Source organism: Bifidobacterium sp. SO4 (genome assembly GCF_018555355.1).
GTDB classification, from domain to species: domain Bacteria; phylum Actinomycetota; class Actinomycetes; order Actinomycetales; family Bifidobacteriaceae; genus Bifidobacterium; species Bifidobacterium miconisargentati.
In genome coordinates this window covers 343,547-358,301 of sequence record NZ_JAFEJP010000001.1, presented here as the reverse complement: position 1 = coordinate 358,301, position 14,755 = coordinate 343,547, and the positions used below count along the sequence as shown (strand labels likewise).

At 60.9% G+C, this 14,755-nt stretch carries 9 protein-coding genes; 4 read left to right on the top strand and 5 right to left on the bottom strand.

What is annotated here, in order from left to right:
* Positions 1-96: 96 nt before the first annotated feature.
* Genes JS536_RS01425 through JS536_RS01410 form a run of 4 tightly spaced genes read right to left on the bottom strand, consistent with a single transcriptional unit; the run spans position 97 to position 8,198 of the window.
* A complete protein-coding gene (locus JS536_RS01425; protein WP_054321422.1) occupies positions 97-1,491 on the bottom strand; it encodes an ISL3 family transposase in 1,395 nt (464 codons plus the stop codon).
* Entirely contained in the window at positions 1,478-4,879 is a 3,402-nt protein-coding gene (locus tag JS536_RS01420; RefSeq protein ID WP_129236660.1) for a type I restriction endonuclease, read from the bottom strand. The genes JS536_RS01425 and JS536_RS01420 overlap by 14 nt, the downstream gene beginning before the upstream one ends.
* The gene (locus JS536_RS01415; RefSeq protein WP_164999697.1) at positions 4,879-6,147 is read right to left on the bottom strand and encodes a restriction endonuclease subunit S; all 1,269 of its coding nucleotides are present in this window, start codon (positions 6,145-6,147) and stop codon (positions 4,879-4,881) included. The genes JS536_RS01420 and JS536_RS01415 overlap by 1 nt, the downstream gene beginning before the upstream one ends.
* The gene (locus tag JS536_RS01410) at positions 6,144-8,198 is read right to left on the bottom strand and encodes a class I SAM-dependent DNA methyltransferase (protein WP_129236662.1); all 2,055 of its coding nucleotides are present in this window, start codon (positions 8,196-8,198) and stop codon (positions 6,144-6,146) included. The genes JS536_RS01415 and JS536_RS01410 overlap by 4 nt, the downstream gene beginning before the upstream one ends.
* 433 nt (positions 8,199-8,631) lie before the next feature.
* On the opposite strand from JS536_RS01410, the gene JS536_RS01405 reads away from it, so the two are divergent.
* From JS536_RS01405 to JS536_RS01390, 4 genes are all read left to right on the top strand, one after another.
* Positions 8,632-10,191 (top strand): G5 domain-containing protein, encoded by a 1,560-nt coding sequence (locus tag JS536_RS01405; protein WP_214355486.1) that lies wholly within the window; start codon positions 8,632-8,634, stop codon positions 10,189-10,191.
* 105 nt (positions 10,192-10,296) lie between these two features.
* Positions 10,297-11,259: a 16S rRNA (adenine(1518)-N(6)/adenine(1519)-N(6))-dimethyltransferase RsmA gene (gene rsmA, locus JS536_RS01400; RefSeq protein WP_214355485.1), complete on the top strand. Its 963-nt coding sequence runs from the start codon at positions 10,297-10,299 to the stop codon at positions 11,257-11,259.
* A complete protein-coding gene (locus tag JS536_RS01395; protein WP_214355517.1) occupies positions 11,259-12,236 on the top strand; it encodes a 4-(cytidine 5'-diphospho)-2-C-methyl-D-erythritol kinase in 978 nt (325 codons plus the stop codon). The genes rsmA and JS536_RS01395 overlap by 1 nt, the downstream gene beginning before the upstream one ends.
* A 45-nt stretch (positions 12,237-12,281) precedes the next feature.
* Positions 12,282-12,953, top strand: coding sequence for a LytR C-terminal domain-containing protein (locus JS536_RS01390; RefSeq protein ID WP_214355484.1), 672 nt, complete (start codon positions 12,282-12,284; stop codon positions 12,951-12,953).
* 238 nt (positions 12,954-13,191) lie between these two features.
* On the opposite strand, the gene JS536_RS01385 is transcribed toward JS536_RS01390, so the two are convergent.
* Entirely contained in the window at positions 13,192-14,610 is a 1,419-nt protein-coding gene (locus JS536_RS01385; protein ID WP_214355483.1) for a CCA tRNA nucleotidyltransferase, read from the bottom strand.
* Between the last annotated feature and the right edge of the window lie 145 nt (positions 14,611-14,755).

Sequence of the window (14,755 nt, the reverse complement as noted above, 5' to 3'; positions counted from 1 at the left end):
CGGGTTTCGAAGAACGTTCATCCTCTAAGTTCCAGAAGGAACCGTCTGGTTGAAAATCGTTTGAGACGTGTTTCCGTTTCAACCAGAGATTTACCGTTAGTTGAGTATCTCGCCGGTGGTTTCGTCCACCTCGTATTCAGGTTCGGGGAACGGCTCCCATTCGTCTTCCTCGTTGCTCTCGTCTTCCGCTTCGGTGGTGAACAGCGCGCCTTTGGTGAGGATTCGGGGACCGATGCTTATGCCGCCGCTGTTGATGATGTTGAGGAGGTTGGTCTTTCGGTACAGGCTTCTTCCCCGCAACGTTTCAAAGGAGTATCCGCGTCCTTTCATGTTGGATTCGCGTATGAGTCTGTTGGCGCATTCGGTGTAGCCGTTGCTTATGGCTATGGGGCAGTCCCAGTATTGGAAGATCTGGGTGTAGAAGTTGCGTACCGTTTTGGCGAGGGTTCTGAACGAGTCGAACAATTCGCCTTCGGGAATGTTGTTCTCCCATGTTTGGAACGCTTTCTGGGCGTTGCGTTTCGATGTGGGGTTCTCGTCCCAGATGTCGAAGAAGTCCTCCTTGACGTCGAAGGCCGTGGCGAGGGGCTTGAGCTCGTCGACGCCGCGCAGCAGGCGTATTTTCTCGGCCTCCTCGCCTGTGAGGTCGCGACGTCGGGTTTTGAGCGTGTAGGCAAGTCCGCGCTTGGTTTTGATGCGGTCCTTCTTGGTCATGGTCGTTTGCAGGGACCGTCTCACGGAGTCGACGGCTTCGTTGGCCTTCATGACGACGTGGAAGTGGTCGATGGCCCAGCGTGCGTTCGGCATGGCCGTGGCGATGCTTTTCTCGAATGGCCGATACATGTCCGAGCACACCCACATGACCTTGTCCCTGTCGGGCATGTTCATGAAGTATTCTGTGAGGGTCCTTTGGTTTCGGCCGTTGAGCATGTCGTAGAGCGTGCGGTGTTCGAGGTCGGTGATGACGGTGACCTCTCCGATGCGCTTGATCTTGATCTCGTCGATGCCGAGGAATGCGGGCGTGCGGAACCGCAGCTTCTCGTCATAGTCGCGGATGTATTCCTCGAACACGTTCTTGACGGTCACATGGGTCAACGCGTAGTCGACGGCCACGTCGCGGAACGTGGTGCGCAGGGAACGTTGCGCAATGTCCGCGTAGGCGCGCGAGGTCATCATGCGTTTCTGGTTCACGCCGTCGATGTCGGGCTGCCAGATGTCGTTGCACTGGCTGCAACGCCTTCGGGGAAACTCGATGATCAGGCGGGTTGGTACGCCTCCCATGGGGGTGTCCGCGATTTTGAGCGCGCGTCTGCCGTGGCTGTACGTCTTTCCGCCGCAAACCCCGCAAGCCTCGGGCACCGGACCGCAGTACGCGAGCCGTATGTTCTTGACCCGCTTGCCCTTGTCGATCGTCTCCTCGGTGCCCGTCAGCTCGCAGTCCGCGATGCCGAACAGGTCCTTGACGATGGAACCGGAATCATTGGCTGTCATGATCGCGCTCCATCCGCTTCATATACTCCTGAAGTTTCGGGATGTCGTAGCGTTTTCCGGAACGTAGCTGGTCATAGGCCTGATCGGCGAGGGAGTCGATGGCCTGCGGGTCGTTCATGACCTTCGCGGCGAGGTCTCCCAGCTCGTTGCTCACGAGGTTCACGAGGCCCGCCTTGACGATGCTCTTCAGTCTTCCGTCGTTGAGTATGGACTCCTTCGAGTTGTTGGAATTCGTGATTCTGGTCTGGGTGATGTTGTCGCCCGCCACATAGTCGGAGATGAAGTTCACGGCCCTCGCGGCGGAGATCACGTTCACGTCGGTGCCCCATGTCTCGTTGAGCTTTTCGACGATCCTCTTCAGACTCTGCTGCTTGGGAGCGGTCGAACGCCCGAGGCCGGCCCCCATGGGTTTGAGCTCGCGGTCCTGCTGGTCGTCGGCGCGACGCAGCCTGTTGATCCTGTAGTCGGAGAGCACGAGGCCCTTGATGTCGATCTCGTCGACGCTGGTGTTGCTGATCCGGTGATAGAGCAGTTTCGCGAACCCGTGGAACACTTCCAGATCCGGTTCTCCCAGATCGACGATCTGGCTGATGAACATGTAGGCGGAGCAGTAGCGTTTCAGGAGTTTGCGGAACGTGACGAGACCGTCGCGGGCCTCCTGTTCCTCGTCCATGCGCTGCTGGGCGTATCGGATGGTCTCCTTGTCGCCGTCGGCTTTGGCGTGTTCGAGGGTGTCGGCCCATGTCGCGTATGCGGTGGTGTGAGCCTTGTATTCGCTGCTCCAGCGTTCCGCGGGAAGGCTCACGGCCTTGTAGAGGCGCTTGCGGTACGAGTCCCGTTCCTCTCCCGTGGAAAGCTGCGCTATGGCCCGGTACTGGGCGTCGCGGTACTGAGAGAAGTCCTCCTGCGTGTAGATTCCCGTCTTATCGAGCCGCTTCTTGATCTCGTACACCATGTTCGGATCCTGCGCCTCGCTCATGGCCGCGCCGGTGTCGTATTTGCGGAACGCGTTGACCACGGTGTCGGCCTTGTTCACAAAATCGAGGATGAACACTTGGTCCTTGCCGGGGTAGATCCGGTTGACGCGCGAATAGGTCTGCACGATCTCGATGTCGTTGGCGATGGGCTTGTCGATGTACAAGGCGCAGAGCTTGGGCTGGTCGAATCCGGTCTGGAACTTGTTCGCCACGATCATGAGCCTGTACTGCGGGGTGTCGAACGCGTTCTCGATGGTCTCGTAGCCGAGGTTGTTCATGTTCGACTCGGTGTAGTCGTAGTCCGGGTTGATCGCCGCGAACGGGTTGTCCCTGAGGTATTCGTCCTCCGGGACCACGCACTGGGAGCCCTTGACCTTGTCGGAGAACGCCACCAGCGGCTCTCCGGGAACCTTGAATTGCAGGTGAGGCTCGATCCTGCTGCGGTCCAGTTCGGGATGGGCCCGCAGGTACGCGTCGAACGCATACTTGTAACGGACCACGGCCGGGCGCGACGGCGTGATAATCATGGCCTTGGCCTGACCGTCGAGCAACGGAGCCACGTTCCTGACGAAATGCTCGATGATCAGCGCGGTCTTCTCCATCACGTTCGTCGGATGCAACGCCTTCCACTTCGCGATGACGCGGCGCGCGGCGTTCTCGTCGACGAGTTTGTCGGGCGCGTACTCCTCGGCGAGCCTGAACGCGGTCGAATAGGGCATGTACCCGGACAGCGGGTCGATGATGTACCCTTCCTCGATGGCTTGCCGCATCGGGTACTTGTGGAACGATTCCGGGATGCTCCTGCCCTTCTTGTCGAGCTTGTCTCCGGGACGGCCGAACAGGGTCATGGTCTCGGCCTTCGGGGTCGCGGTGAACGCGAAGAACGACACGTTCCGCGGCATCACGTTGCCAGCCTGCATGCGGGTGAAGTACTCGGAAATCACGTCCTCGTCGGTCAGGTCTCCCTCCTCGCCGGTCTCGGAGGGCAGGGGCCGCGCCTCGGGAAGGTTGAGCTTGTCCGCCGCCGCGTTGAACGCGCTCTTCAGCGCCGCGGCGCTGCTGCCTTCCTGTGAGGAGTGGGCCTCGTCGATGATGACGGCGAAGTCCCGGCCCGTCAGACGGGGGTCTGCGGCGATCATGGGCCATGCGTACAGGAACGTCTGCAAGGTGACCACGATGATCTCCCTGCGGTCGCCCAACGCCTTGGCCAGCTGCCGGCTCTTCGCCGCGTCGGACGTCCGACGTCCCTCGGAGTCGGTGCCGATGTCCATGACGTAACCGGGGGCGTTCCTCAGCTGGCCTATAGTCTTCTTGATGTTCGTGTCAAGGCTCAGACGGTCGGTCACGACCACCACGCTGGAGAACAGTCGTTCTCCGTTGTCCTGCCTGACGTCGGCGAGCTCGTGCGCGGTCCACGTGATCGTCTCGGTCTTGCCCGACCCCGCGGAATGCTCAATCAGATACCTTTGCCCGGCCCCGTTGGCGCGCACGTCGGCGATCATCTTGGTCACGGCGTCCCACTGATGGTAGCGGGGGAAGATCTGCGTGCAGCGCGTGCGCATGCGGCCGGTCGCGTCCTCCTTGCGGCTGGTCTCCTCGAACACGAAGTTCTGGAAGATGTGCAGCCAGTTGTCCCTCTGGCAGATTTCCTTCCAGAAGTACGAGGTCCGATAGCCGCCGTCCTCGGCGGGGGGATTGCCGGCGTGCCCGTCCGCGGTGCCCTTGTTGAATGGCAGGAACCGGGGCACGTCCGCCTCCAGATTGGTGCACATCCACACCTCGTCCTCGCTGATCGCGAAATGCACCACCGCACCGCTCTTGTACATCAGCAGCCAGTTGCGCCGGTTCGTGCCCGGTTCGATGGGCTTGCGTTCGGTCTGGTACTCCTCGATGGCGTCCTGCACCGTCTGGGTCAGCTCGGTCTTGACCTCCGCGGTCGCCACCGGGATGCCGTTGATGAAGAACACCAGATCCAGCGATTTGTTGCCTTGCGTCTGGTAATGCACCTGATGCATCACCCGCAGGATGTTCGCCTCGTAGTCGACTTGCGCGTTCCTGATGCGCTTGTCCGCCGGATACGGGGCCGAACCCATGATCGTCTGATAGCCCGCCATTTTGAATCCGTGGCGAATCACGTCTATCGTGCCGTCGTCCCGCAAGGCGGAAACCAGCTGCATGCGCAGGTTGTTCTCCCAGTTCCCGCCCATGGACGCACGCATCTTCTCCAGCTTCTCCGGCGCGACCCGTTCCTGGAACTCGATGAAGTCCGGCATGTACAACGCCGTTTGCGGGTCGAACCCCGTATCGTCCGGGCTCACCCTCCAGCCGTTCTCACCCTCCAGCCCCGCGATAGAACGCGACAAGTACCGTTCGAACGCATCCTCCCTGTGCAGACTGTCGTTCACGCTCATCACGCACCTCCCATACAATCAATACGACCAGTCACCGCATGGAAAATCAGACTCCTGCGATACTCCTCAAGCCTCGCAATCACCTGTTCCTGACGATCAACACCCTCATCAATCGCAGCACACTTGTAATCAAGTTGGGAGATGATTTCCAATTGGTCTTGACGAGGCGGAACGAAAACTTTTAAATTCCCCAGTTCCTGCTGGTTAATCTTCGGCATCTTGATTCGTATGTCTGATACCAGCCCTGCTTGTTCGACGAACTGATCTGAAAGCATATAATATTTAAGCCACTCAGGAAATTGACTGGTTGAGATTGGATACATGTCGGCACTACATAATCCATCATCCGGGGCTATTATCACCTTATTTAGTCTCGGTCTTACTTTCGAATAAAGAATCGCGCCTTTATGGAATAGATGATTGCAGCTAGTGACGCCATCTTCGTAGACGGTGCTGGTACGCAGCAGCCTTCCATTTCCCTTGCTTATTGATTCTGGAGAAATATGCAACCAATGCTGATAGTTATCCGGTTCGACTAAGTTGGAATCTACGTGTGCGATGAACTTGAATCTCTTCCATGTCCAACGGGTATTATCCAAACCGTTTGAATCTCCGGCGACTGTGTGCGAAATGACGGCCTTCCGATAGTCCTCCAGCTTGTCGATGATCATCCGATGGCGGGCGATGGCCTCATTGATCGGCTTACACCGCGAATCCAAGAAAGCAACAATCGAACGCTGAACATCGCGAGGCGGCACTACCACATAAGTTTCTTTCAAATCTCTGGGATTGACGTGAAATACTTTAACATCAACAAGATTTCGGCGAATCTGAGATCTCCAATTATCAGTCGAAAACAAATATGCAAAATACTTGTTATCGAAAGTCTGTAGCGGAATCAGCTGCGTCGTATCACCTCCTGCATACACTTCAATATTGCTATCTAGATAGATGCAATTTCCGCAACCTTTGAGGTCTTCAGATGTACTTGCAAAGATGAAACCACCTTTGCTAATTGGAATAGTATTATCTGGAATTATGTCTGGTGAGACATATCGGATTAGCTCTCTATGGATAGAGAATCCATCGTTGAGCTTTGAATGAACTTGTCCGTAATTAACAACTGGCACACCGTGTTCAATCAAATCGGCCTTTGTAACCGTGATTCCTTTTCCAATGGAAAACAAACTCTTCAAAGGCTTCATTTCCCAACCGTCGGGCATATGGCCGAACCATTCGGTGTTGTTGATTTCGTTCCGGGTTCTCATTTGAGGAATTCTTTCATGAAGTCTTCGATGCCGTCTTCGAGGTTGAGGATTTCCGCTGCGATGTCCTGTGGGTCGCGTGGCTGTTCGTACTTGTAGAAGTATCGGTTGAAGCTGATGTTGGTGCCGACCACGCCGGTCTGTCCGTCCTGTAGCGGCCCGTGGTCGTCCCTGACCTTGTAGTCGATGACGGCGTCCGGCGCGTAGGGAAGCACCTCCGTGACCATGTATTCGTCGAAGTCCATGCCGTAGGGGATGTTTTCCTTGTCGCTGGCCTCGGGGTCGTAGACCGTGTCGCCTTCCGGCGTTCGGGCGGCGTCGGCTTCGGGATCCCGGACGCCGAACACTCTGACGATGGCCTTCTGGAGCTGGTCTCTCGTGGGTTTCGGCTTGTCCATGAGCTTGCCGAGCTCCTTGCACGCGGTGTGCGACCATTCGTAAGTCCAAGTCTCGCCAGCGTGCTCGGCGAAGTAGTTCCTGATCGCCTGCTTGTTGGCCTCCGACAGGTTCTTCATGGGCTTGGAGGACTCGAACAGGTCATCGGTCCTCGACTTGTCGATGGTGATGTACATGAGCAGGGGACGCCGCGTGGTGACTTGGCGGTACATGAATTCGCTGGCGGGCACGATGACGCTGTTGCCGTGGTCATGCCCGTCGATATAGGTGCGGGTGATCCAGTCGATTTGCTCGTCGCTGATCTCGTACCGTTTGTTTCCCAGATTCCTTTTCAAGGGGACGCGTTTGTCCGACGCGTCTATGAGCTGGATCATGCCCCGGCGTCCTTCGGGTTTCTTGTTCGACAGTATCCAGATGTATGTGCTGATGCCAGTGCGGAAGAAGATCTCGGTGGGCAGTTTCACGATGCAGTCGATGTAGTCCTTCTCGAACAGCCACCGGCGAATGTTCGACGGCCCGGAGCCGGCGTCGCCGTTGAACAGGGGGCTGCCGGAAAGCACGATCGCAGCCTTGCCTCCGCCCTGCTCGATGGGGGCGAGCTTGGCGGCCACGTTCTGGATGAACAGCATGCTGCCGTCGCTGATGGCAGGCAGCCCAGCTCCGAAACGGCCCTTGAAGCCAAGCTTGGCCTCCTCAAGCACCGCTTTTTTCTCTTTCTTCCATTCCTTGCCGTAGGGAGGATTGGTCAGCTGATAGTTGAACGTCTCGCCCTCGAATTTGTCGTCGGAGAGGGTGTCCCCGTGCATGATGTGCTCGGACAGGTCGCGCATGGAGTCGAACTTGTCCTGCCCCGCGTTGCCGACATTGCGCAGCAGCAGATTCGTCTTGCCCACAGCCCAAGTCACGCCCTCCGACTCCTGACCGTAGGGGATGATCGTGGCCGGGGCCTTCGCGTTCGACCGGGTCTTCCATTCCTCCAGCACGTCGAGCGCGTCGCTGATGAACCCGCAGGTTCCGCAGGTGCCGTCGTACAAACTTCGCATGCTGCCGTTGTCGGAATTGAGGAATTCGTCCTCGTTGGCGAAGATGAGGCTGACGGCAAGCCTGACCACGTCGCGGGGCGTCATGAAGTCTTCGGCCCCCTGCGCGATCTCCTCGCCATACCGTTGGATCAGATGTTCGTAGATGTCGCTCATCATGCGGTCGGGAACGGCTTCCGGACTCAGATCGAAGCCCGCGAAACGCATGCACACCTCGTGCAGCATGCCCTCGTTCTGAAGATCTTGGCACGTCTCCCGGATCTTGAACTTGGTCAGGATGTCCCTCGCGTTAGGGCTGAACCCGTCGACGTATTCCATGAGCGCGTCAAGGGTGCGATCGATTCCCAGATCGTTGAGCCGGAAGCTGGTCACGTTATAGAAGGACTTGCCCGAGAACGTGCAGTAGATCTCGTTCTCACGCCCCAATGTCGGCTCGTACTTCTCCACGGCCTTGCACACCGCGTCGCGGGTCGGCTCCAAGGCACATTCCAGTCTCCGCAGCAGCGCGAAGGGAAGGACGAGCTTGTTGTAGTCGGCTGGGCGGATCACGTCGCGCACATATTCGGCGATGCTCCAAATCTCACTGACGTAATCGAACGCGCTTCTTTGCTCCGGCATATCTGACCCTTTCTGTCAACCACAGATTTTACAAAAGGACTCAGACTTTTCAACCACAGATTTACCAAACACGCTTTTCGTTGGCGCATGACTACCGGCTAGACGCCCACCCAATTCCAACCTCAGATTTTACATACCCGAAAAAAGCGTATCATGGATATGCGCGGTTTTTCCGGCGCACTGAATTCTTGCCTTGGGTAAGTAATCCAGGAGCCTTCCCCCAACTATGGGCTTCCTGGACTTAAGGGCGGAGCGTCCCCCAACCAGCTCCGCGCCTTCAAGGGGGCGGGAACATCCCCTTCTCTCCCGCCCCCTTTCTTCTTTTTCTGCGCAACCGGGCAGGAATGGTGACGGTGAGGAGCGCAACGGGCGGCGCGGCCGGGGCAACCATTACGATGGTGGGCGTAAGTCTTCGTACAACGGAAAGGGAACCATGGCACGGCGTTGGACCCCGCAGCGGTTTGTTGCACTGCGTCGCATCCGCGTGATCGCCAGCGTTCTATCGCTCAGTCTGGCCATGGGCGGCACGTTCGCCTTCACCGCCCGCAAATCCGTGGCCTTGAACGTCAACGGCGAGACCACGCAGGTCACCACCTACGCCATGACCGCCACCCGTCTGTTGCAGGAGCAGGGCATCGACGTCAAAACCCACGACATCGTGCAGACCTCCTCGGGCAATACACTCGCCGATCATGCCGTGATCACCGTGCGTTCCGCCTACCAGACCACCATCAACATCGACGGCGTCTCCGTGCCGTTCTGGACCGTGGCCACCAGCGCCGAACAGCTGCTGGGCTTCTTCGAGGAGAACGAGACCAACGCCACGAAGATCACGGTGGACATCGACAACGTATACAACCAGCTCACCGGCGGACTGGTGATCAACAGGAAGGGCCCGGTCACCGTCATCGCGGACGGCAAAAGCTCGGTGGCCCCGAACGGCAAGCTCCCGGCCGCATCCATCCTCGATTCCAAGGGCATCGTGCTGGGCAAGGAGGATCGCGTCAGCGTCGAGAAGGACGGTGACAAGACCATCCTGCGCGTGCGCCGCGTGACCCATGGCGAGGAGACGCGCACCGTGACGATTCCGTTCTCCACCCGCACGATCGTGGATAATTCGCTGGCCGCCGGACAGACGGAAGTACGCCAGCAGGGCGTCAACGGCGAGAAGACGCAGGTGTACGACGTCACGTACGTGGACGGCGAGGCCGAATCGGAGACGCTGAAGTCCGAAACCGTGACCAAGATGGCCGTCGACCAGATCATCGCCGTGGGCCCGTCCACCACCGTCAACAAGAACGATTCCAGCACGACCAACGGCAGCGGCAGTTCGTCCGCGAACGGTTCCGCAAACGACTCGACGTCCGGCGATTCCGGTTCCGGCAGCGAGGGCAACGGCTCCACCAACAACGGAGGCAACGCCAACAACGGAAACGGCTCCGGCAACGGAAACGGCAACACCGGCGGAGGCGACGGCACCGGAGACAATTCCGGTAGCAATACGGACAACAACGGCACCGATAACAACGGTAACGCCAACAATGGCGGCACCAGCAATGATTCCGGTTCCGACAACAACGGCAGCGCCGACGACGATTCGGGCAACAGCGGAGGCAACACCACCCCCGATCCGACGCCCACGCCTTCCCCGGACAACGGCTCCTCCTCCGGCCGACTCTGGCATCCGACCCCGGCGCAGGCCCAGGCCTATGCGGCCGGAGCGGCGGCCCAGCGCGGTTGGACCGGCAACGAATGGGATTGCCTGGTCAAGCTGTGGACGCGCGAGTCAAGCTGGCTGTGGTACGCCGAGAACGCCTCCTCCGGCGCGTACGGCATCCCGCAGGCCCTGCCGGCCGACAAGATGGCCACGTTCGGCGCCAACTACCGTGACGACGCCGCCGTGCAGATCGACTGGGGACTGGCGTACATCGCCGAGCGGTACGGCAGCCCGTCGGTGGCCTGGCAGCATTCCGAAGACGTCGGCTGGTACTGACCGCCGGACGATAACCGAAACGGCGACGACCAATCGCATCGGGCGCAACCACAACACAGCATCGCCGGAACACCACGGCAACCACCAAGGCACAAGGGACAGCGTATGAACAACGAAACCACCACCGCGCAGACCGGACAGGACGCCGGCAACCAGCCGGCCGGGCACCTGTTGGGCGCGGCCGACATCCGCCGCATCGCGGCCGAGGCCGGCGTGAGCCCCACCAAGAAGTTCGGGCAGAACTTCGTGATCGACCCGGGCACGGTCCGTCGCATCGTCCGCGAGGCGGGCGTGACCGCCAATGATCACGTCATGGAGGTGGGACCGGGCCTCGGCTCGCTGACCCTGGCGATCCTGGAGACCGGCGCTTCGATGACCGCGGTGGAGATCGACCCGCCGCTGGCCGAACGCCTGCCGGACACCGTGGCCGAGTTCATGCCCGAGGCTTCCGGCCGTCTGGCCGTGGTCAACCGGGACGCCCTGACCGTGACGCCCGAGAACGTGCCGGATTTCAACGATGATCAATCGTTCACGCTGGTGGCCAACCTGCCGTACAACGTGGCCACGCCGATTCTGCTCACCCTGCTGGAGCGGTTCGATAACCTCGGCTCGTTCCTGGTGATGGTGCAGAAGGAGGTGGCCGACCGCCTGTCCGCCAAGCCCGGCTCCAAGATCTACGGCACGCCGAGCGTGAAGCTCGCCTGGTACGGCACCGCCGAGCGCGTGGGCACGATCGGCCGCAACGTGTTCTGGCCTGCTCCGAACGTGGATTCCGCGCTGGTGAAGTTCACGCGCTACGCCTCCGATGATGCGGCGGCCCCCGGCTTCGGCCCGGACGCGGCCCCGCGCGAGCTGACGTTCCAGCTCATCGACGCCGCGTTCGGCCAGCGCCGCAAGACGCTGCACGCCGCATTGAAGCATATGGTGCCCGCCGAGGTGTTCGAGGCCGCCGGCATCGACGCCACGCGGCGTGGCGAGACCCTGACCATCGACGAGTTCGCCGCCTTGGCCAAGGCGCTGGACCAGTACAACGGCCGATCCCAGGCGACGCAGGGCGGGGCGGCATGATGAGCCCGGTACTGACCCGTCCGCGTGCGACGCAGCATCGCGCGGCACAGCATCTCACCAAGGACGAACTGGCGCAGACGCCGGCCGGCGCGATGACGGTGAGCGTCGATTGCCCAGCCAAGACAAACCTCACGCTTGAAGTGGGGCCCACGCATGACGAGTGGGGCGGCAGGCATGCCCTGGACACCGTGTACTGCGCGGTGGGCGTGTACGACACGGTGACCGCCACCGCCAAGTATCCGGGAGCGGGATTCTCACTGGACATCGAAGGCACGCATCTGGGCGATCTGGCCGCATCCAGCAGTGATATGCGCCGCAATCACGCGGTCCTGGCCCTGTTCGCCATGGCCGAGGCCGCCGGACGGGATCCGGATGTGGCGTTGACCATCACCAAGCGCATCCCCGTGGGTGCCGGTCTCGGCGGCGGTTCGGCGGACGCCGCGGCCACGCTGCTGGCCGTCAACCGACTGTGGGATCTCGATTGGCCCGTCGACCGGTTGCGTGCGATCGCCGCCACGTTGGGCGCGGATATGCCGTTCTGCGTGGCCGGCGGATTCGCGCACGGCACCGGATACGGCGAACGCATCGAGGACATCACGCCGGACAGTCCGCGGGGACGCGAGCTTGCGGCCCAAGGCTTTGCCGGGGACGTGCTGGTGGGTGCCTATCAGTCGCAGCTGAGCACGCCCGAGGTGTACCGCACGTTCGACGCGGTGGGCGCCGGCGAGGGCGACCGGAATCATCTCCAGGCCGCCGCGATCAATCTGCATCCACGCAGCGGCCGGGCGGTCGATGCCGCGGCGCAGGCGGGCGCACGGCATGCGTTCGTGTCCGGATCGGGCCCGTCGGTGGTGGCGTTCGTGCCCAATGACACGGCCGCGCAGCGCGTGATCGACGCCTGGCGTGCGGACGGTCTGGTGGACCGCATCATCCGCGCCAAGGCACCCGCCAAACCGCTCGTGCGCGTCAGCCAGTGACGCTAAGGTAGCAACAAGCCATAGGACCCAGAAGGAAGTCGAACGATGACGCAACAGGTAGACGAACGTGAGGCTCGCAAGGCGTATGTACGCCACCGTCAGACCGTCGTATTCTCCATCACCGGCGCGGCGCTGGCGGTCATCATGGTCGTCTCGCTGCTGTTCAACTTCCATGTGTTCGGACTGGGCGCGTACGTGACGCCCACCACCGAGCCGAACTACGGCAACGCGGCCCCCTGCGCGGTCAAGGGCAAGGACGGCAAGGCCAAGTACGTGGCCAACGGCTCCGTGGGCATTCAGGTGCTCAACGGCACCGGTCATCTCGGGTTCGCCTCGGCCGTGGGCAACGCGCTGACCAAGCGCGGCTTCAGCGTGCAGTTCATCGGCAACTACCAGGTCAAGAAAGGCAAGGTGATGGTGGCCAAGACGGACGTGGAACGCACCACCATCTACTTCGGCAAGAACGCCGTGAACGAGGCGTACACGCTGGCCGGCAACTTCACCGATGCCACGATGATCATGACGGCCCGTGAGGACCAGCTCATCGACGTGGTGCTCGGCGCCACCTTCACCGACCTGCAGGATACGGACGCCTCACCGCAGGAAGGCAAGGAAATCACCAGCATCGAAGGCTGCAAGGCCGCCGACAAGATGACCAACCTGCCGGCCGACACCGACCACACCGCCTACACGGCCCAGCAGACGCAACAGCAGTAAGTAATGGAATCGGCCTTTGGCCGATAGAGTATTCCGCGGTCTTATGACCACTTCTCTTCTCTCCCCCACCCGGCTTCGCCGGGAGCCCCCCTCGTCAGAGGGGGCCGAGAACCTACACGTATACGCCTTGCCTCCCTCTGACGAGGGAGGTGGCATCGCGAAGCGATGACGAAGGGAGAGAAGAACCGCAAGCATAAGCTTGCGGAATACTCTATCGGCCAAAGGCCGATTCCTTTTTTTATTCCGTCACCTCGGCGTACCAGCGCTTCAGTTCGGCCACGGCGACGTCGTGCTCCACCGGACCGTTATCGAGACGGTAGTCGAGCATGTGCTTGTAGGCCTTGCCCACCATGGGGCCGGGCTCCAGACCCAGCAGCTCCATGATCTCGTTGCCGTCCACATCCGGGCGGATCGCGTCGAAGTCCTCCTTCTCCTTCAACGCGCGCACGCGCTCCTCCATCTCATCCATCGCGTCGGAGAAGATCTGCGCCTTGCGCTTGTTCTGCGTGGTGGCGTCCGCGCGGGTGAGGCGGTTGAGGCGTTCGTACAGGTGGCCGGAGTCCTTGACGTAGCGGCGCACGGCCGAGTCGGTCCACGGTTCGTCCACATATCCGTGGAAGCGCAGGTGCATGTTCACCAGTTCGGACACGTCCTCCACGATGTGGTGGTCGAAGCGCAGCGCCTTCAGACGCTTGCGGGTCATCTTGGCGCCCACCGCGTCGTGATGGTGGAAGCTCACCTTGCCGCCCGGCTCGAACCGGCGGGTCTTCGGCTTGCCGATGTCGTGCATCACGGCCGCCAGACGCAGCGTCAGGTCGGGGGCCGGCACCGGGCCGTCCGGGCCGGTTTCCAGCGCGATCGCACGTTCCAGCACGATCATCGTGTGCTCGAACACGTCCTTATGACGGTGGTGCTCATCGATCTGCAGCTGCAGGGCCGGAATCTCGGGGAAGACGATGTCTGCGAGGCCCGACTCCACCAGCGCCTCAAGGCCGGCGCGCGGCCGGTCGGACAGCAGCAGCTTGGTCAGTTCGTCGCGCACGCGCTCGGCGGAGACGATCTCGATGCGGTCGCGCATGGAGGTGATGGCCTCGGCCGCATCCGGCGCGATATGGAAACCAAGCTGGGCCACGAACCGCACGGCGCGCATCATACGCAGCGGATCGTCATCGAAAGACTGGCGCGGATCCACCGGCGTACGCAGCACGCCCTTGGCGAGGTCGCTCGCACCGCCGAACGGATCCACGAACTCCAGTTCCGGCACGCGCAGCGCCATCGCGTTCACCGTGAAATCACGACGGGAGAGGTCGCCTTCAAGCGTGTCACCGTAGTTGACCTCCGGCTTACGGGAGTCGGGATCATAGGTATCCGAACGGTAGGTGGTCACCTCCACCTTGACTTCGGTGCCGTCCGGGCGGCGGCGCATGGCGCCCAACGTGCCGAACTTGCGGCCCATGTCCCAGAAGCCGTCGTGCCCCCAGCGGCGCAGGATCGGCTCGAACTGTTCGGGCCGGGCGGACGAGCAGAAGTCGAGGTCGTGGCTGGGCCGGTGCAGCAGCAGGTCCCTGACCGGTCCGCCGACCAACGCCAGCTCATAGCCTTGCTCGGCGAACATTCGACCAAGTTCGATGGCTTCGGGCCACACTTCGAAATCCAATGGGCACTCTCCCGCATATCACGTTTTTTCTGCCCTACCAGCATACCGTTACCCCACCTGCACACGGGGTTGAGTATGGTGGAGAATATGATTACGCCCGCCGACCTTGCCCGCATGCTGCGGCAAACACCAGATTCGGCGGACA